Raw genomic sequence first — 17,657 nt, 5'->3', positions numbered from 1 at the left:
TCCCATTCGACTAGCAGGGCGAGTTACCTATGAATCAGGCATCGGACGTTCCCGGCTGGTTTCGGCGGGAAGGTCACGCAGATCAGCAAGGGCATACCCAGCGACGAGCATGTTAGGCACGCCTGACGCCGAACACCACCGACTAGCGCGTCGCCTCGAAGAGGTCGACCGGCATTATCGCCAGCCGTTGCGCCGCTTCGCCAACCGTCTCGTCGGCGATTCGGGCCGAGCCGACGAAATCGTGCAAGAAACCCTCACCCGGCTCTGGCAGCGACCACGACTACTCGACCAGCCCGCCACGCGGCTGCGCTCGTGGCTGTTCACCGTGGCCCGCAACCTCGCCTATGACGAGTTACGTTGTGGCCGAAGACATCACGAGTTCACCACCGACACCGACTCGGTGATCGACCGGCACGTCGATGACCCCTGCGCCGGCCTCGCCGACACCTGGGTGATCCAGCGCGCTCTGGCGACGCTCAGCTACGACCATCGGGAGGTCATAGTGCACGCCTACTACCGCCGCGCGACCACAAAAGCCATCGCCACCGAGCTCGCCATCCCGCCAGGCACCGTCAAATCACGCCTGCACTACGCGCTGCGCGCACTCCGGCACGCCTGCGCCGCCCAAGGCGTCACGGTCGCCAGCTGATCGGCCGGCCCCGCTGGAGGGCACTTCCTTACAGCCACAAAAAGCCTTTGGACCCGCGCATTCGGGACCAACGACAGACGTGCTCGACCACCTCGGCTTCGTAACCTACGGGTACCAGAACCACTGGATCCGAAAGGAAGCCGTCCATGCCCACCTCCCCCACCATCGATCCGCACCGGCTGGCCACAGCCGCGGTGGTGGTCGGCGTCGACGGTTCCGCAGCCTCCGACCTCGCCGTCGAGTGGGCCGCCGACACTGCGTCCCGACACAACCGTCGACTGAATATCGTGCACGGCTTCGACTTGGCGGCCTCGGCGGAACTGGCCGGCATCTACGACATGCTGGTGCCGGCGGTGACCGACGAGCTGCGCCGGCGCGGAGTCGACCTGGTCACTACAGCCAGTAAACTGGCCTACCGGATCGATCCGACCCTCGAGGTGGAAACCGAAGTCTCCGAAGCTAATCCGGCTCGACTGTTGATCCGTCGATCGGAAACGGCGCATCTGGTCGCGCTCGGCGCCGCCGGCAGCGGTGCTGCGATCGGTTACCTAGGGTCCACGCTGCTGGCCGTCACCAGCCACGGCAAAGGCAGCATCGTGGTCGTCCGCGACGCGGGCACCGAACAGCAGACGCCATCCGTCGGTCCGGTGGTGGTCGGTCTCGATGGCACTCGACACAGTGAACCCGCCGTCGCGGCGGCATTCGCCGAAGCAAGCGAACGCCGCACCCAGCTCGTGGCTGTGCACGCGTGGGGTGACATGTTCGACCGAATCGCCGGCGTCCCCTACCCCGTCCCGGACAAGGATGCCCAGATCGCCGGGCAGGCACTCATCGCCGAGCAGCTCGCGGGCTGGCAGGAGAAGTTCCCCGACGTCCAAGTCATCCGCAAGGTGTACCTGTTCGGTCCGCGACGGGCACTGACCGACTGGTCCAAGTCGGCGCAACTCGTTGTCGTCGGCAGTCGAGGTCGTGGCGGATTCCGTGGCCTACTACTCGGCTCCACCAGTAATTCGCTTGTCCAGCAAGCAGATTGTCCGGTCATGGTCGTCCACTCCAAGTAGCGACGACCCCCGATTTCCACCAATGGAAGGTACGAAAACCCATGTCCGTCAACAATATGAATCCACCCGTCGTGGTCGGTATCGACGGTTCCGTCGACGCCGATGAGGCCCTGCGCTGGGCCGCCGTCGACGCCGTCCACCACAACGCGCCGTTGCACATCGTTTACGCCACCGGCGCTGCGGCCGACTTCGGACAAGTCATCGATTTCAGCCACGCCGACTACGCCGAACATCTCACCGCCTGCGCTGCCACGCTCGCGGCGGCACGCCGATTCGCCACGGCGGCAGCCCAACCCGTCGGCGACCTCGACACCGACACGTTCCTGGTCGAAGCCCCACCGATCCCAGCACTGCGGGACCGGTCCAAGGACGCGCGGCTGCTGGTCGTCGGCACCCGCGGAATGGGTGCCTTCCGCCGCGGACTGCGCGGATCGGTCAGTACCGCCATGGCGCGACACGCGCAGTGCCCGGTCGCCGTCGTCCCTGAGCCGGAACACTATTCCCCGCAGCGCGTTCGCGGGCCGGTAGTGGTCGGCGTCGACGGATCGGCGTGCTCCGCCCGCGCCGTCGACATCGCCTTCGATGAAGCATCGCGTCGCAATGCTCCGGTGCGTGCCGTGCTCACCTGGTCCGAATCGAACCAGTACATTCCGCGCACAGCAATGCAGACCGAGGCCGAAGCAGTGCTGTCCGAAGCGCTGGCCGGCTACACCGACACCTATCCCGACGTCACAGTGCAACGCGTAGTCACCGAGGATCGACCGGCCAAGCGGCTGCTCGAGGAGGGCGAACTGGCACAGCTGCTCGTGGTCGGCAGCCACGGCCGCGGCGGTTTCGCTGGAATGACCCTCGGCTCGGTCAGCCAAGCCGTCCTGCACGCGGCCGATTGCCCGCTCATCATCGCCCGCCCGGAGAGCTGATCAGCTGGGTACGGTGTCGCGGGCCCGCTGCAGCAGCTGATCGATGGTCTCCTCGATGCGCTCGGCGAGCAGGTGCAGATCGGGCGTGCTGTCGTAGTCGCCGGTGACACCGAACCGTAGCTGGTCGCCGTAGCTGAGGATCGCGATGCTGATGCGCACGCGCATCGCGATCGGCGCGTAGGCCAGGATTTCCAGCACCTCCTGGCCGTAGAGGTGCAGTCGACGCCGAGGGCCTGGCACATTCGTCGCCAGACCCGAGATACCTCGCTGCGGGTATCGCGACGCCAAGCGCACGGTCCACGCGATCGAAGCGAACGGCAGCCACCGTGCCAGTGCGAGAAAAGAATTCGCCGCAGATGCCTCACCGCTGGCCTTGTGTTCGACCATCCTGTCGTGCACCATCGCCAATTGCTCGACGGGATCGGCGGATTCGATCGGGAGCAGGGGCAGCATCGCCGAAACCCGGTTGTCAAGTGCGCCTTTCGCGTCTGCCGCGCGCACCGATACCGGCGTGAGAATCCGTAGCTTATCCGCGGTCGGCTCCTCACCGCGTTTCAGCAAGACAGTACGAAATGCCGCGGCGACCGCGGCGAGGACCACATCATTGACCGTCGTTCCGAAGGCCGCACCGATCTCGCGGACAGCAGGCAACGACGCCCGCGCCACCGTGTAGCGGCGTTGCCGACCGATGGAACCGTTCAACGAGGACCCCGCAGCGGGCAACACCGCCGACAACGCGAACGGCACCGCGGCGCGCAACGTCTGCACCGCGAACCGTGGCACGTCGACCGGCAGTCGCAACGACTTCATCAGCAGGCCACGCCAATCGATCGGCGGATCGGCCGCATTCGGCGCGGCGGTGTCCGGGCGTTCTGCCGGGTCATCGCAGAATCGCTCGAACAGGGTGATCCCGGAGACGCCGTCGACCATGCTGTGGTGGACCTTCACGATCATCGCCCAGCGGTCGTCGACAAGATGCTCGACGACGATGCATTGCCAGAGCGGGTGATCACGGTCGAGCCGTTCCTCCATCACCTCGGCGACCAAGTCGCACAGCGCATCCTCGTCCGCGGGCGCGGGCAGCGCCAACCACCGAAGATGATGTGCCAGATCGAAATTCGGATCGGTCACCCATGTCGGCGCGGCAAGGTCCCATGGGGTTCGGTGCACTTTCTGGTGCAGCCTGCCGTCGACGGACAATCGTTTCGCCAGCTCCACCTCGAGTTCCGCGGGGGACGGTGGCGAGCCCGCGACGATCGCGATAGCCCCGATCCCGACGCTCACGTGGCGATCGGTGTCTTCCAGCTCCATGAATCCTGAGTCCAACGGGCCCAAAACGGCCATCGTGGGTGTCCATTCCGACAGGTGGACGCCGGGCCGAGGGTCGGCGACGGTCGCGACCACAGGGTCCATGATCGCGTAAGGACACGGCGTCGAGAAGATGCGAAAGCCACTGATCGGCGGGGACATTCGGCCCCGACTCCATCCGACAAGGGCACGCGACCACGATGACCACTACGCCGCCGACACCTGTCGGCACCTGATGCCATTGGTCCCCACAGCACAGGCATCACGGCACTGACCTCCCGATAGGTCTCTAGACCACGCTCAGCGTATGGAAACCAAACCCACCTGCATCGCGGTCATCTACGCGACCGCCCAGGGATCTACCCGCGATATCGCGGAGTTCATCGCCGCGGGCCTCATCGACCGTGGCGCGCACGTCGAACTGAGCGACTTCGAGCACGCCCCCGACCTGTCCCGCTTCGACGGGATCATCCTCGGCAGTGCGATACACAACAGGGACTATCTGCCTGCCGCCTCGGCCTTCGTCCGGACCCACCGCGACGAGCTGCGCAAATCCGATGTGTGGATGTTCAGCGTCGGCCTCGGCCCGGCACTGCGCGGACCGATCGGACGACGCATCGGCAACATGGTGCCGAAAAAGATTGCCGCTCTGTGCGAAACGGTCAGTCCGTGGGACTACCGCCCCTTCGCCGGACACTATGAACGTATCGGCGTGTCGTGGCAGGCCAGGGCTATCTACCGCCTGATGGGCGGCGCCCGGTACGGCGATCTGCGGAACTGGCACGCGATTCGTACATGGTCGACCATGATCGCGCAATCACTCGGCCTGCCCAACACCAACCTGGCGACCATCCACCCCTAACGCCGCAGGGCCCCAACAGTCGACATACTTCGGACGATGACCGGTGGCGGGTCTTGGATCAGACTGGTGCCGCTCACCGTTCTAGGCACCGCAATCGTAGGAATAGCCGTATTTCTCTGCACACCAGTAGAACCCTTCGTTCGGATTTCTGAGATCCTTGCCCGGGTCGACGAAGTGCAGCACGGTCTTGTTATCATCGGGTGACTTCTGTAGTGCGGCAACCCATTTCGTACCGGGCTTCAAGTCCCCGAGGCCGGCCCCGGTCTTCGATGTCAACGACACGAGGCTAACCGTGACACCGGTCGCGGTGGTGTCCCAAGTGGCCGACCAGGTTTCACCGTCGGCCGCGCCGGAGAAGATGGTGACGTCGCCAGTGCCGTCCGCATTGAGGTGCATCTGTCTGGTGTGGCCCGTCCAGGTGAGCGCGTAGTCGCTTTTCGGGCGTCCGCTGCTGTCGATGGTCACGATGCCGTGGTTGTTGCCGGTGATCTCGTTCCAAGCGGCGGTGAGGAGTCCGGACACGAGGCCGGCCCCACCGTTGAAGATATTCAGCAGGAATGCGAGTGGTCCCGGCGTCACGGCCGAGAGGCAGCCGAGGATCGTGTTGAATGCCGAGGAGAAGTTGTCGACGAAGTTCTTGTCCGAGGTGTCGAGGGTGTCTGCCGCACCGAGCAGGCAGTCGTAGGTTCCTGGGATCTTCTCGACGTTGTCGTAGGTACTCGCGCCGGTGATATCCAGGATCGACGTGATCTGGTAGACCAGTGCCGAAGTCAGCAGGAGTCCCGCATCGACCTGCACCTCGGCGCGCGCGGGTGGGTTGTCCGGCGAAAAGGTATAGGTGAGGGTAGTGCCCGGCATCAGGGTGCCGGTCGACCGGTGCTTGCCGATGTTGTAGAACAGCGTGAAGAATCCGGCGGCGGTGGCGTCGCCGGAGGTCGGCGCCGAGAGCACGCCCGTGCCGACGTCGGGCTGGGACCGTGCCAGCCATGCGCGGTTGCCGTTGGCCCGCAGGTCGAGCTGGATCTGTCCGCTGTCGGACCGCAGGCACGGCCACACCGCGTCGATATTGGCGCCCGACTCGTTCTTGGTTCGGTTCGCTTTCAGCGTGACACCATCAACATCGATCTGCTTCTCCAGGCAGTCAGGGGCTTTGCTGCTTTCGCCGGTGAGCAGCGTGCGCATCGAATCTCCGACGCCGGTGGCGAACTTCGAGAAGTCCATCTTAAAGAAGTCGAGCGGTGACAGGTGCGTGAGCGTGGCCGTCAGCGTTCCGGCGCCGGCCGTCACTGGCACGAACTCGGGCTTGCCTTCGTGTTGGGTCACGGCGAGGGCGCTCGCGGTGTCCTGTCCGAGGTCGGGTGGGACCGGGATACTCACGGTGATAGGCGCTTTCGGCTGGTCTCCCGCACCGATGACGATCTCGACGGAGCGGCCGAGATAGGTCAGCGCAACGAGGTCGCCGCCTTGCGGCTGCTGTCCGGGAGTGATCTCGACCGCCGTCCCCGGTGCGGCGACACCGGCGGTCCCCGCGACGGTGAGTCCGTCGGGACCCGAGTAGGAGAACGCCGACGATCCGTCTACGCGTAGCCCAGTCGTCCGTGGATCCGACTGATTCCCCGCGCACGACGCGGTGAGGCTCAGCGCCGCCAAAACCGGGATGGCGAACAGAGCGACCAGACGTCGGCGCATCGAAACCGCCTAGATGAGAACGGATTATCTACTTCCCACGACTGGAAGTATATCCCTGCAAACTTGTTTCAGACGCCCAACAGCACGGGGCGTTGAGGGCCTTGCTGAAACTTCGGACGCGGCGGCCCCTAGATGAGTTAGGCCAACCCGACCGCATCGGGCCGCACCAGCGTGCAACCTTCGGCTGTGGGGCATACCCAGTGCTGCTCAGACTGGTCGGAATATTGGGTCCAATTTGCCCGATACGTCGAGCGGAAATCGGTCAACTGGCACGGAATCGCCTAGCTGACCCCACCATTCAATGATGCTCTCGGGTCATATCGCTGATGCGGATTCGACGTTGCTGGAAGGGAACACGAATGGTCGCTCGGTTTCGGTCACTCCGCACTCGGAGTGCGCAGCACACCGCGATCGTATTACTGATCGTTGCGGCCCTTACCGGCCCGACGACCGCACCCGCCACCGCGGCGCCCGAGTTCCCCGATACGGGTAGCGGCAGTTCCGGCAGTGGGACCAACCCGCCGACGCAGACAACGGTGACGACCACGGTCGGCGACAACGGATTCACGGCCGCGGTCGGCGCAGTAGAAGTCGCAGGTGATGCTGGGGTGGCACCGACCGGCACCCCGGTCACCGTGGCGGTGGTTTCTACTCAGTTGAACACCGCGCAAGCCGAACTCGCGGATGTGATCGCAGCTCCGATATCGATCCGGCTCGGTGACGGCAGCCTGCAGCCAGCCACACCAATCACGGTGCGGTACAACCTGTCCGGGCTGCCAGCAGATCGACTGGGCGGCAACACGCACCGCTCGGTGCCGCAACTGCTGGCCCAGCACGAGGGCGAACAGAACGCGACCTGGACCGACGCGGTATGGGATCCGGACACCAAAGTGTTGACAGCGCGGCTCGCGCAACTCAGCACCATTTTTCCGTTCGAGATCAACTGGGACCAAACCAGTACCTGGCTCGGACAGAAGTGGGGCGAGGTGACCGGCACCCGGTTCCCGAAGCCAGCGTGCGCGTTCGTCGACTATGTCGACGGTGGAACGAAGTACCAACTGTCCCACGTGAACTCCCCAGGCGTCGGGCCCGTCCTCGGCACCGACGATGTGGTCTGGCCCTGCCTCGCGCGGGGATCATCGGGAGGTGCCGCACTGACGCTGCATTCGAACACCAGTCTGGTCTGGGATGCGACGACGGACCCACCAGCGCCCGGTGTGATCAATACCGACACGATTGCCACCGTTGACGATGTATTCAATTGGATAGCAGGAGAAATCGGCTCCGGGCTCGATAGCGGGGCGACCCAAATTCTCACCGGAGGGTCTACCTCGTTCGCATCAAGCGTCCCGCCTGCCAGCGCGACGTTGACCCCGAATGCCGGGCTGACAACCTTCCAAATCCTGGTAACCGTAATGAAAATTGTTACCGACCGACTGACAACGGCGCAGCCGCTCGCGCTGATCAAACCGGCTGGTGAGTGCGTGCGCAAGGCCATGGACCTGGCCCCCAAGAATCCGAGCAATATCGATGATGTGCTGTCCTCGGCGCGGATCGTGGCGCAGTGTCTGATCACCTATGCCGAACAAACTGGTGCAGTCACCGAAAAAGGCAGCAATATCTTGGCGCTCGCACACGATGCGACCGAGCTGTTCGACAGATTCGATGGGCAGGCACGTGGGCTGGTTGCCACGCTCAGCGGTCCCGCAACGCTGATCATCGCGCGAAGTACCGACAGTGGCGGACCATCCGTCCTCCCATTCACCGGCCCAGGTGACCCTCAAGAACTCGCGTCCACCAGCAATGGTGACGTATTCATAACGACCAGCGCTAACCGTATCGTCGAGATTGCGGCGGGAGCGACTGCGCAGACAACACTGCCGGTAACAGCGCCATCAGGATTCGGACAGATCGCGGTCGATGCGATGGGGAATGTCTTCGCGACCACAATCGCCCCGAACCAGGTACTGAAGTTGTCTCCCGGGTCGACCTCGGCCGAGAGATTGTCCTTCCCCAACGTCGAGCCATTCGGCATCTCAGTCGATGGCAGCGGTGATGTCTTCGTAAGCGGCATCTACAATTCCGAGCCAAGTCCCACGGGGACGCATGTGTTCATGCTCGCTCCCGGCGCGAGTACACCGATTGTTCTGCCGTTCACCGGCCTCAATGGCGCTACCTGGCTGGCATCGAATGCGTCAGGCGATGTCTTCGCCTCAGACGGCAACCAGGTATCCAAACTGGCTGCCGGTGCGAGCACTCCAACCGTTCAGCCGTTCACGGGACTGAACGGGCCGAGAGGCCTAGCAGTCGACACGTCGGGCAATGTCTTTGTCGCCGATTCGAACAACGCGCGGGTCGTCAAGCTGGCCGCGCAGACCAATGTCCAGACCGTGGTCCCGTTTACCGGACTGATCGGTCCTGAAAGCGTTGCCGTTGACGGTGCGGGTGATGTGTTCGTATCGGACAACCACAAGGTTCTAAAGCTGACGGCGTCCTGAGCCCCCGGGCAACTCCTCGACCGTGATCGGTCCAGGCACCCCAATGGATGTTGTGCGCGGTGCGGCCCTGACTACGCTCCGCGGGCGTGCTCTGCCAGCGGTCAGCGTGCGCCTCACGATCGCCGTTCATGAATCTAGCGGGCTGAACATGTCGGCGGACCCAGCGCACTGATGCCGTCACGTCGCGGCGGTACGGTCAGGGCACCTGGGACGGTCCAGGGAGACGGTTTGCCAACTCCCGGAGAACTCAATGCAATTACGTCTCGTGACCCTCGTCCTGCTCGCCGGCACCGCGGTGGCGTGTTCGAACGCCAGCCCCCCACCGGCGCCGCCGCGCAGCACCGTCTGGACTGCGCTTTTGATCAATCATGCCCGGCTGATGGACACCGATTGCTGCGATTACGAGTATGACTATTCGCTGCGGGCCACCTGCTCGACGATGGTTAACTCCATGCTGGACGGGCTTGAGCCGGACTTGGCCACGCTTCCGGCGGATAAGGACCGGGCCGACCTCGAGCGGGCGATTGCTGATTGGCGTAGCCAGTTCGACACCTTCTCCAGGAATGGGTGCTTCGTCCACGAGACCGCGCCTGAATGTGCTTCTGGGACGACCCGTTTGGAGCTTCGGCACGATGTGGTGAAGAGGCAGATCGAAGACCGCGCCGACACCGAGCAGAGAATGTTGCGGACTTCCACTCGGTAGATTCAACGCGTAGGGCGCCCCCTCGCCAACCCGGTCTTCACGCCGAGCACTCCGCCTGTCCTGTCCCGTCCCGCGTTGTTCCGCGGGATGGCGGTGCGAATCCCCAGGTCGAGGACTCGTCCCGCGGGGCGTCGGCGCTCGCGGTATTCGGGATACGCGCCTCGTTCATGATGCTGGGGCAATGACCAGCTATCTGACGGCGGAGCAGCCTCACCGGGTGGCCGATGTGCTGCCGGTCCTCACTCAGCGCGCCGAGTGGGGCGCGGTGCGAATGCTGTTCAGCCAGCAGTTGCAACAGGGCGACAGCGGGGGCCAGAGGGTTCCGAATCTCTTGATGGACGCGTTTGCCGTTGCGCTCGAACAGGTTTCGGCGTGTTATGCCATGGACTGGGAGACCATGTGCTTGCACGCGCTGACCGCCCTCGCGGACGTGCAGCGCGCAGAGTACATCGATCTTGAGCTGTTCCAGAAGTATTACGAGTTCGATATTCGAGGCGTGGCATCCGGAATGGTGCCGGGTTCGAGGCGACGTCCAGGGACGGGCGAGGCGATTGTCGAAACCTGTCGCAGGCTCCGCGACGTCCATCGTCTCAGCGCGGCTCTGCGGCGCACGGGGAGTTCAGGTCTGCTGATCGGCTCCATGAATTACGGCCGCTACTACAACATTCGCGGTAATCGGGATGGAGAAGGAGCATCGGACCTGGACCTCATCGTCGTGCTCGACGACGCGACCGGCCTGCTCCCACTGGCCGACGGGCTGGCGAACGTGCCGTGCGTGCGGCGTTCGGATGTGGATCGATTCCGGCAACGCGCCGAGGTGTTTATGAGCGAGTTCGACGACAGCCGCACGGTGTTCAGTCACAAGGTCCAGCTTTGGCCCGACTGCGTTCCGGACCCGATGCTGCCGCGCGAGATAGCCGCGGCAGACTATCTGCTGAGCATCCACGTGATGACGCCGCCGGTATTGCGGTACATCCTGGTGGATTCGACGCCCGAACTGGCGCGCGAAACCTCGGGTGGACGGCGGACACTGCCCGATTACCGTGAGGCGCAACACGATCGATGGGACGACGTCTACGATTTCGCAGCCCGCCAGGACCGTGCCGTGCTGCATGAGGTCGAGGTCCGGGACGGGTGGGTGCGTTCTCCGCGCTGCTACCACTTCGACGATGACGACTGCTATTTCCCAGGGTTCTACCAGTCGATGTTCATACCCGGACCGAATCTGGTCTGGGACGACCGCGCCATCCACTTCCCGATCGCCGTGTTCCGCAACAAGCTCGCACAGCGGCTGCGGGACGAGGCGACGCGGCGCCGGCATGCAATGCTGCGGCAAAGCTTCGCCCACGTCCGCCGTGACGACTTCGCCCCCAGCGTGCTGAGGACGCTGGACGGAGCCTATTCGGGTTCCTGAATCCATACCGCGAGCGGCGACAGCTCGAACTCGTCCGCGTTGCTCCCGATGCGCCGAGTTGGCCGGTCCCCGATCTCGAAGTCGTGGGGCAATCCCAGTTCCGCGCGCGCGGCGAGCACGAACTCCCGTTCGGCGGACCACAATTGCTCGAACGCCCGTGCCGGTATGGTTTCGACGTCATGGTCGGCGCGTTCGGCGGCAAGCTGACGGGCACACCGCACCATCAGATTGGACGAGCGCACGACGCGCGGCTGCCCCGACACCAGCCGCAGCGTGGTCTTGGCCGCCTCCAGTCGCTCCTTGTACACCGCTCCGGTTTCGTCGAAGACCGGCATCGGGTCGTGCGGCCGCACCGGACGCGGCACCACCGCCACATTCACACCCGGCCGCTGAACGTAGGCGACGTACTCCCGAAAGGCGCTCAAGTAACCGGTATAGGCCGCCAACCGGATATCTCGCCATTGGGTGCTGTGGTCGCGTCGCAACAACCGGCCCTGAGCTAGTAGCGTGACCCAGCCGCCAACCGCGACTCCGATCAATGTCATTGCCGCAGCGATGAGTACGGTCATCGGCACCCCCAAGAAGAAACCACCTCAAGTATCGCATTCGACCGCCGGAGCCCGGAAGTGCGAAGACCGACTACCCCGGCGAGCCATTGGCTACCATGAGCGGCGATCCCTCGCATACCAGCAGCGCATCACCGGAGGTCCATGTGACGTCCACTCGGACCGTCGCAGACATCGTCAAGCACTATCTCAGCAAGCGGCACCGGCCAACGAAGACAATCAAAGAGGTGGCTGCAGAGCTGACGAATACCCATCGGGTGAGCGGCAGCCGGAGTGCACTCAGCGCTTGGTCCAACGGGACACAGATGCCCAAGTCGTCGGAGCAGGTGAAGGCCCTGCGCCTAACGGTTGGGTGCCAGTGCCTCGAATTCGGCGAGGAGGCCATCCGGCACGCGTTCAGCAAGGCCGCCACGACCGGCGACGTGGCGAAGCCGAATCGTCGAACCGAGCCGAAACGCGATGTCGCGTTGCAGATTCCGGCTCGGATACCAACCTCGGCGAATCGGAAACCGAAGGGCTTCATTGTCGGTCGCGGTGCCGAAATAGAGGAGTTCGCGGCATTTCAGGCGGGGCATACCCACAGCCGGGTGATCAATATCTACGGGCCGGGCGGCATCGGTAAATCCGTTGTCTTCCAGAAGTTCATCCAGTTCGGCGAAGCAGGGGGCTCGTTACTCGGCTACGCCGATGTCGCGGACCTGCGTGGCTCCGAGCCGGGACAACCGCATATGGGTGCAGAGATACTGGGCACGCTCGCTGCGAGCATCGACCGGCCGGAGCTGGAATCGTTCCGTATCGCTCTGCGCGATTACGATCTGGCCGAAGCCACGGTGCGCAGCGTCGGTAAGTTCGCTGACCTCTACGGTCCGACCGGGTGGCCGCGCGAGGGCCTCCACCTGCCCGGCGCGGACGAGGGTGCATCGCCTGCATTGCGTGCGGCCCTGGCGAACCGGATAGCTTTCAAGAACTATCGCAACAGAGTTCGGCAGACCCTCGTCGATGCATTCTGTGACGGGTTGGGTGCGATCGAGAACGCCGACGTCGGTGCTACGACGTTGCTGCTAGACACCTACGAAGATGTCGGGCATTGGGACGAATGGATCTGCAGGGAGGTCGTGCCCAGTCTCCCAGAATACGTGCGTCTGGTCATCCTGGGACGCGATCATCTCGTCCAGGCCAACAACGATTGGGTCGAACACGGCGACATCTTGCAGGTTCAGAAGCTGCTGGAGCTGTCCGCGCCCGACGCCAAGAACTATCTGCGTCACTACGGGCTTACCGATTCAACTGCGCTGCAGGCGGTTTACCGGGTAACCGGCGGATACCCATTACTGCTGTTCTTGGTGCGGGTGCTGGCATCCATAGCAGGCGGGTGGGAGGCCATCGGGGAACTGACCAGCGACGCCGATCGCGACACAATCGCCGACGGTCTGCTGTATCGAATTCTGAATAAGGTCAAGGTCGAAGGTGTGCGCGACACGATCGTCACCTGTTCGATCGCACCATGGATCAATCCGGAGATCATTCGCGAGCTGACCGGAGCCGGTCCATCGGATGCGCGAACCCTGTACGAGGCGATCGAAGCGCAATCGTTTGTCTCCCGCCATCCTCACGGTGTCGTGCTGCACGACAAGATCAGAGAGTTGCTCCAGGTGCGCTTGCGATTCTCCGACAGTACCCGGTTCGAGGAGCTCGAAGGCTCTCTCACAGCGTATTTCGGTAGAAAGGGCGGTGTCCCGAGTGGATGACCAAGCACTCGATGTGCAACTGGACATGTTCATCGAATACTTCCGGCGGTTGCTCGACGGTAAGTCCATGGTCGGCCTCGAAGTCTGGGCCACGAAGTTCAGCCAACTTCGCCAGAATGGCGAGTTCGAACTCTGCCGGAAGCTCGCACATGCCTTACGGACTCGAATCGATGCCCAGGAGCATGAAACTGGAGTAGCGCGCTATGCCGAAGGCTGGCTTCTCGATCGAATTGGTAAGAAGCAGTCCGCCATTGAAGCCTACGAAGCCAGCTTGAAAGCATTCCAACAAGCCGGAATACCGCTCGATTCAATCGTTCAATGCCAGATAGGCGCGCTCTACCAAGAGCAAGGTGAGTGGCAAAAGGCCGACGAGAAGTACCACGAGGCGATCGAGAGCGCACGCGATGACCACGATCGCGCGCTCGTCCTGAACAATCTCGGAAATCTTGCCTTGCAGAACAACGACTCGGCCGCCGAGCAGCACTTTCGCGACGCCCGGGAGTTGCTGCGTGACAACGACACCCGAAACTACGCGGCGGCCACACACGGCCTTGCCGCAGCGTTGCTTTCCCGCAATGAACCGCAGCAGTCCCAAGACATGCACCTCGAATGCTATCGCCTGTTCCAGGAACTCGGCGATGCGAGCGGCAGCGCGGCCGCCATCGGCGGGATCGGCATGGCACAACTGTCCGCCGGGCACCCTCGCGTAGCGATCCATAATTTCGAACGCGTCCTGCAGATGGACGGGGACTCGGCCCTCGATCCCCACATCGGTGTGCAAACCCTGACCAACCTCGCCGTCGCCCATCAGGAGCTTGGCGAATACGACGCGGCTCTCGGATATCTGAGCATTGCCATCGCCGGATACGCCGACCTGGGTGATTGGCGCAGCTACATCGCCGCTCTGGTGAATCTCGCACGGCTACACAATCTGTGTGGCGACCAGGCGGCCACCGAACAGACAACCGCAAAGGCAATGCGAGCGGCCGAGAAGTACGGGTTTCCCGAAGATTTACGGCGACTGCCTTCCTGACCGCGTCACCCTCACTCGTGTGCGCACCGCGCCTATGCCCAGCAAATACCGCAGTAGAGAATTCTATTGTCCGACACCGTATTACGGAACTCGGGGAAAGTCAGTTACTCCGCAGCCGCTCGATCTCACGAAACCGGTGGGCTCCCTAATTCGGCGGCACGCGCCATCACTGAGGCCGCCCCGATCACGCTCTTTGCAGAAACTCGCGGCGCCCGCTACTTCATCATCGATACCGACTAGACCTACACCAGCTCGCCTCCCAACGGACAGATAAAACGACACGCGGGGGCAGCGTGGTCGAATGCGCCGTCATCGTTCGCGCACCCGACGGTGCGGCTGACCGCACCCGGGCCGTGCGGTCGAGTGCCTCACCCCGGAGGCAGCATTTGGCGCACCCCGTCACACCACAACACCAGCACACACCCACAACCGCACCAGAACGCATTCCACCGCAGCGCCACCACCGCACCAAGGCGCGCGCCGTGCTGATCCCACCAGCGATCCCACCCCTGACACCGATAGACGAACTGATCGAAACCCTACGCACCACACCACCACCAGTCGCGCAACCGATCACACACGACATCGTCTACGGCATGTGCCCCGTCGGCGATGCCGGACGCATCCACGACAAACACCTACTCGCCGCATTGGATTGGCCCGCCGGCACCCGACTCGATATCAGCTGCCGCCCTGACGGTGCCGTGCTCGTCCACCCCAGCGAGTACGGCGAAACGCACGTGAGCGCGAACCACCATTTCCGGGTTCCGTTTCGGCAGCGACGCATCGCCGACCTCAACGTCGGCGACAAAGCCCTGCTCGTCGCCCACCCCACCGATCAGCAACTCGCCATCTACCCACCACCGGCACTACACGCCGTTTTCGGGCAGCCGCGAAACCGGGCGTTATAGGAGATGACGACACCAGTCCGCAGCGTCGCGGACCCCGCCGCCATCGCCACCACCCGAATCCTGTTGTCGCAGATCGGCATCACACCCGCCGAGCTCCTCACCGACAGCCATCCAGCACCCACCTTCAGCGAGGCGATCCCGAAACTGCGCACCACCCTCACCCCAGGCACCCTGCGCACCTACAACACCCACCTGCGCTGGCTCGAAAACAATTGGCCCCAACGACACCTGGATGAAGTGTCCAAAGCCGAACTCGACGAACGAGCAAGACAGGTCCAGGCGGACAGTAGAACCACCCGCGGTACCCGCAACGGTGCCAGCGCCAAACAACACTTCATCAGCGCCGTGCGCTGCCTGTATCGCTATGCCGAAGACAACAACTGGGTCCACCCCACCCGCAACCCCGCCCGCAGCCTCGCCATGCCCACCCGGCCGCCGTCTCACCGGCAAGCGATCCCCTCACCACGCCTGGCCGAGATCTGCCACGTCACCTCCATCACCGGCGACGACCGCGAACTCGACACCCTACTGCTGCGCTTACACATCGAAACCGCCTGCCGCCGCAGCGGCGCCCTGAACCTACTGACCGTGTGACCTCGACCCACACCAGTCCCTTATCCTGCTGCGCGAGAAGAACAACATCGACCGCTGGCAGCCGGTCTCCCCCACCCTCATGGCCCACCTACTGCACCACGCAGCACAACGCGGCAGCCCACCCGACGGTCAACTCCTGCGCTACCGCAGTGGTAAACCCATCACCCGCCGCCGCTACGACCACCTCTGGGACCGCCTCGGCCGCCATCTCCCGTGGGTCGCGGCCCAACGCGTCACCACCCACTGGCTTCGACACACCACTCTCACCTGGGTCGAACGCGCCTTCGGCTACGCCACCGCCCGCGCCTACGCCGGCCACCACACCCGAACCCACGGCACCACCGCCACCTACGTCAAAGCCAACCTCTACGAAATCACCACAGCCCTAGCAACACTCACCCAACAACCCCACCCACTGCGCACCGACGCCCCTCCCTCGGCGGCAAACAGCTACTGAGTACCGGCCGGTCGCTGCCATGCGGCGACCGGGTCTGCCACCACGGATCCCCCGCGCCGGCGGCTTTACACCTCAGCACTGGGGTCGCAGCTGTGCCAGCCCAATTCTCGGACGCGACCGACAGTCCGATCCAGATAGTCACGCAGCGCTACCGGAGGCTCGGATCTCTGCAGCACTTCGTGGAGAGCTTCGGCAATCTTCATCAGTCCGAACCGGAGTTGCAGCGCAAGATGATTGCCAGTCGGCTCAAGATCGAGCAGTGTGTCCAAACCCCTTGTTGCCGTTTTATATCCGCCAGTGTGGAGTTGGGCGACCACCTCGATGGCGTCAAAGGTCACTCGGTCATACACGGAGGTATCCATGACGCGCATCCGTGGAACCAGCGCAAGTATCTCGGTGAAAACTCGTTGCTGCGTCAGATCGTTGACCTGCTGCATCAGCGCATAGACACTGGCGTTCCGCTCAGGGTTGCATGCCGCGACGCTTTCTAATCCGGCCGCGACCAGTTGCAGCGCAGGGTCCGCCGGACCATCTGCAACGATTGCTCGGCCTGCTCATAGGCCAATGCTCTGATCCCAGCGTGGCCGCTGTTCTCCGCAGCTTCGACAATGGGGACCAATCGTTCACTGATGGCGGCAAGCCCTCTGGTGCCACCCCAGCGTAGGAGAGGTCGGCGACGATGTCGGCTTGTCTTCGCCAGGAAGAACGCGGGCAAGAGGTGAATGTCACTTCCATCGCCACCACAACCACTGATCTGCGATCACGGGATCGACGAGGCAGAAGCGTCTGAACCCCTGCGGTGGCATGAACGCCGAAAATCAGGTTTCATGGACTAGGGAGAATCAGGCGAGACGGCAGAGAAAGCGGTCCCCCATGCCTCTCCGCATTCCTCTCACTCGAGATACCGGCCAACCGACGCCATCGTATCCACGTTGTTCACCGGCGGCCCTTGTTGTCTCGACGCACTGCACGTTTCGATCTCCAATACTGAGCGACGGCGTGGCGTGATGGCGATCAGCTTCGACGGTCTATACGAATCCAAGGGGCACGACGCCGACCTCCCGGGTGTCACGTTCGAATTTCCGCCGACGATCTCGGACACGCCGGTTGGCGATATTCATTGCGCCACAACGTCTATCGATGTTCGGGGTCGCCTGGGCGAGCGGTCGGCAGTGCAAGCGCTAGGGTGGCATCCTGGCCAGCGGGTCTCGGTCGATACGTACGAATGCGTTGCCGTCGTATCA

General features: G+C 63.5%; 16 protein-coding genes. 12 read left to right on the top strand and 4 right to left on the bottom strand.

Annotated features, from left to right (window positions below; all coding sequences use genetic code 11):
* The first annotated feature begins 109 nt into the window (after nucleotides 1–109).
* From ACQPW1_RS22105 to ACQPW1_RS22095, 3 genes are all read left to right on the top strand, one after another.
* Nucleotides 110–649 carry a sigma-70 family RNA polymerase sigma factor gene (locus ACQPW1_RS22105; RefSeq protein WP_433664586.1) on the top strand — a complete coding sequence of 180 codons (540 nt, stop codon included), beginning with the start codon at nucleotides 110–112 and terminating at the stop codon, nucleotides 647–649.
* A gap of 146 nt (nucleotides 650–795) precedes the next feature.
* Entirely contained in the window at nucleotides 796–1,710 is a 915-nt protein-coding gene (locus ACQPW1_RS22100; RefSeq protein WP_433664585.1) for a universal stress protein, read from the top strand.
* 41 nt (nucleotides 1,711–1,751) lie between these two features.
* Nucleotides 1,752–2,630 carry a universal stress protein gene (locus tag ACQPW1_RS22095; protein WP_433664584.1) on the top strand — a complete coding sequence of 293 codons (879 nt, stop codon included), beginning with the start codon at nucleotides 1,752–1,754 and terminating at the stop codon, nucleotides 2,628–2,630.
* Here ACQPW1_RS22095 and ACQPW1_RS22090 read toward each other — a convergent pair whose 3' ends face one another.
* Nucleotides 2,631–4,034: a wax ester/triacylglycerol synthase family O-acyltransferase gene (locus ACQPW1_RS22090; protein ID WP_433664583.1), complete on the bottom strand. Its 1,404-nt coding sequence runs from the start codon at nucleotides 4,032–4,034 to the stop codon at nucleotides 2,631–2,633.
* Nucleotides 4,035–4,245: 211 nt separating this feature from the next.
* On the opposite strand from ACQPW1_RS22090, the gene ACQPW1_RS22085 reads away from it, so the two are divergent.
* Nucleotides 4,246–4,800 (top strand): flavodoxin domain-containing protein, encoded by a 555-nt coding sequence (locus tag ACQPW1_RS22085; RefSeq protein ID WP_433664582.1) that lies wholly within the window; start codon nucleotides 4,246–4,248, stop codon nucleotides 4,798–4,800.
* Nucleotides 4,801–4,881: 81 nt separating this feature from the next.
* Here ACQPW1_RS22085 and ACQPW1_RS22080 read toward each other — a convergent pair whose 3' ends face one another.
* Complete coding sequence (locus ACQPW1_RS22080) at nucleotides 4,882–6,123, bottom strand: hypothetical protein (RefSeq protein ID WP_433664581.1); 1,242 nt, start codon at nucleotides 6,121–6,123, stop codon at nucleotides 4,882–4,884.
* Nucleotides 6,124–7,025: 902 nt separating this feature from the next.
* Between ACQPW1_RS22080 and ACQPW1_RS22075 the strand changes: the two genes are divergently transcribed.
* From ACQPW1_RS22075 to ACQPW1_RS22065, 3 genes are all read left to right on the top strand, one after another.
* Nucleotides 7,026–8,987 (top strand): hypothetical protein, encoded by a 1,962-nt coding sequence (locus ACQPW1_RS22075; RefSeq protein ID WP_433664580.1) that lies wholly within the window; start codon nucleotides 7,026–7,028, stop codon nucleotides 8,985–8,987.
* 250 nt (nucleotides 8,988–9,237) lie between these two features.
* Nucleotides 9,238–9,690 carry a hypothetical protein gene (locus ACQPW1_RS22070; RefSeq protein WP_433664579.1) on the top strand — a complete coding sequence of 151 codons (453 nt, stop codon included), beginning with the start codon at nucleotides 9,238–9,240 and terminating at the stop codon, nucleotides 9,688–9,690.
* Between the two features lie 181 nt (nucleotides 9,691–9,871).
* Nucleotides 9,872–11,104, top strand: coding sequence for a hypothetical protein (locus ACQPW1_RS22065; protein ID WP_433664578.1), 1,233 nt, complete (start codon nucleotides 9,872–9,874; stop codon nucleotides 11,102–11,104).
* Here ACQPW1_RS22065 and ACQPW1_RS22060 read toward each other — a convergent pair.
* Entirely contained in the window at nucleotides 11,089–11,673 is a 585-nt protein-coding gene (locus tag ACQPW1_RS22060) for a hypothetical protein (protein WP_433664577.1), read from the bottom strand. The genes ACQPW1_RS22065 and ACQPW1_RS22060 overlap by 16 nt on opposite strands.
* Nucleotides 11,674–11,768: 95 nt before the next feature.
* On the opposite strand from ACQPW1_RS22060, the gene ACQPW1_RS22055 reads away from it, so the two are divergent.
* From ACQPW1_RS22055 to ACQPW1_RS22035, 5 genes are all read left to right on the top strand, one after another.
* Entirely contained in the window at nucleotides 11,769–13,418 is a 1,650-nt protein-coding gene (locus ACQPW1_RS22055) for a hypothetical protein (RefSeq protein ID WP_433664576.1), read from the top strand.
* Nucleotides 13,411–14,451 carry a tetratricopeptide repeat protein gene (locus tag ACQPW1_RS22050; protein WP_433664575.1) on the top strand — a complete coding sequence of 347 codons (1,041 nt, stop codon included), beginning with the start codon at nucleotides 13,411–13,413 and terminating at the stop codon, nucleotides 14,449–14,451. Before ACQPW1_RS22055 ends, ACQPW1_RS22050 begins: the two co-directional genes overlap by 8 nt.
* Nucleotides 14,452–14,933: 482 nt before the next feature.
* Entirely contained in the window at nucleotides 14,934–15,362 is a 429-nt protein-coding gene (locus ACQPW1_RS22045) for a hypothetical protein (protein WP_433664574.1), read from the top strand.
* Nucleotides 15,363–15,365: 3 nt separating this feature from the next.
* Nucleotides 15,366–15,956 carry a hypothetical protein gene (locus tag ACQPW1_RS22040; protein ID WP_433664573.1) on the top strand — a complete coding sequence of 197 codons (591 nt, stop codon included), beginning with the start codon at nucleotides 15,366–15,368 and terminating at the stop codon, nucleotides 15,954–15,956.
* 22 nt (nucleotides 15,957–15,978) lie between these two features.
* On the top strand, nucleotides 15,979–16,413 hold the full coding sequence (locus ACQPW1_RS22035; RefSeq protein WP_433665305.1) for a hypothetical protein: 435 nt from the start codon (nucleotides 15,979–15,981) through the stop codon (nucleotides 16,411–16,413).
* Nucleotides 16,414–16,478: 65 nt separating this feature from the next.
* On the opposite strand, the gene ACQPW1_RS22030 is transcribed toward ACQPW1_RS22035, so the two are convergent.
* On the bottom strand, nucleotides 16,479–16,850 hold the full coding sequence (locus ACQPW1_RS22030; protein WP_433664572.1) for a hypothetical protein: 372 nt from the start codon (nucleotides 16,848–16,850) through the stop codon (nucleotides 16,479–16,481).
* Nucleotides 16,851–17,657 lie beyond the last annotated feature (807 nt).

The organism is Nocardia sp. CA-128927, from assembly GCF_050955855.1.
In the GTDB taxonomy this organism is placed as follows: Bacteria; Actinomycetota; Actinomycetes; order Mycobacteriales; family Mycobacteriaceae; genus Nocardia.
Note: the sequence above shows the minus strand (reverse complement) of the source record. Positions and strands in the feature narration are given on the sequence as shown.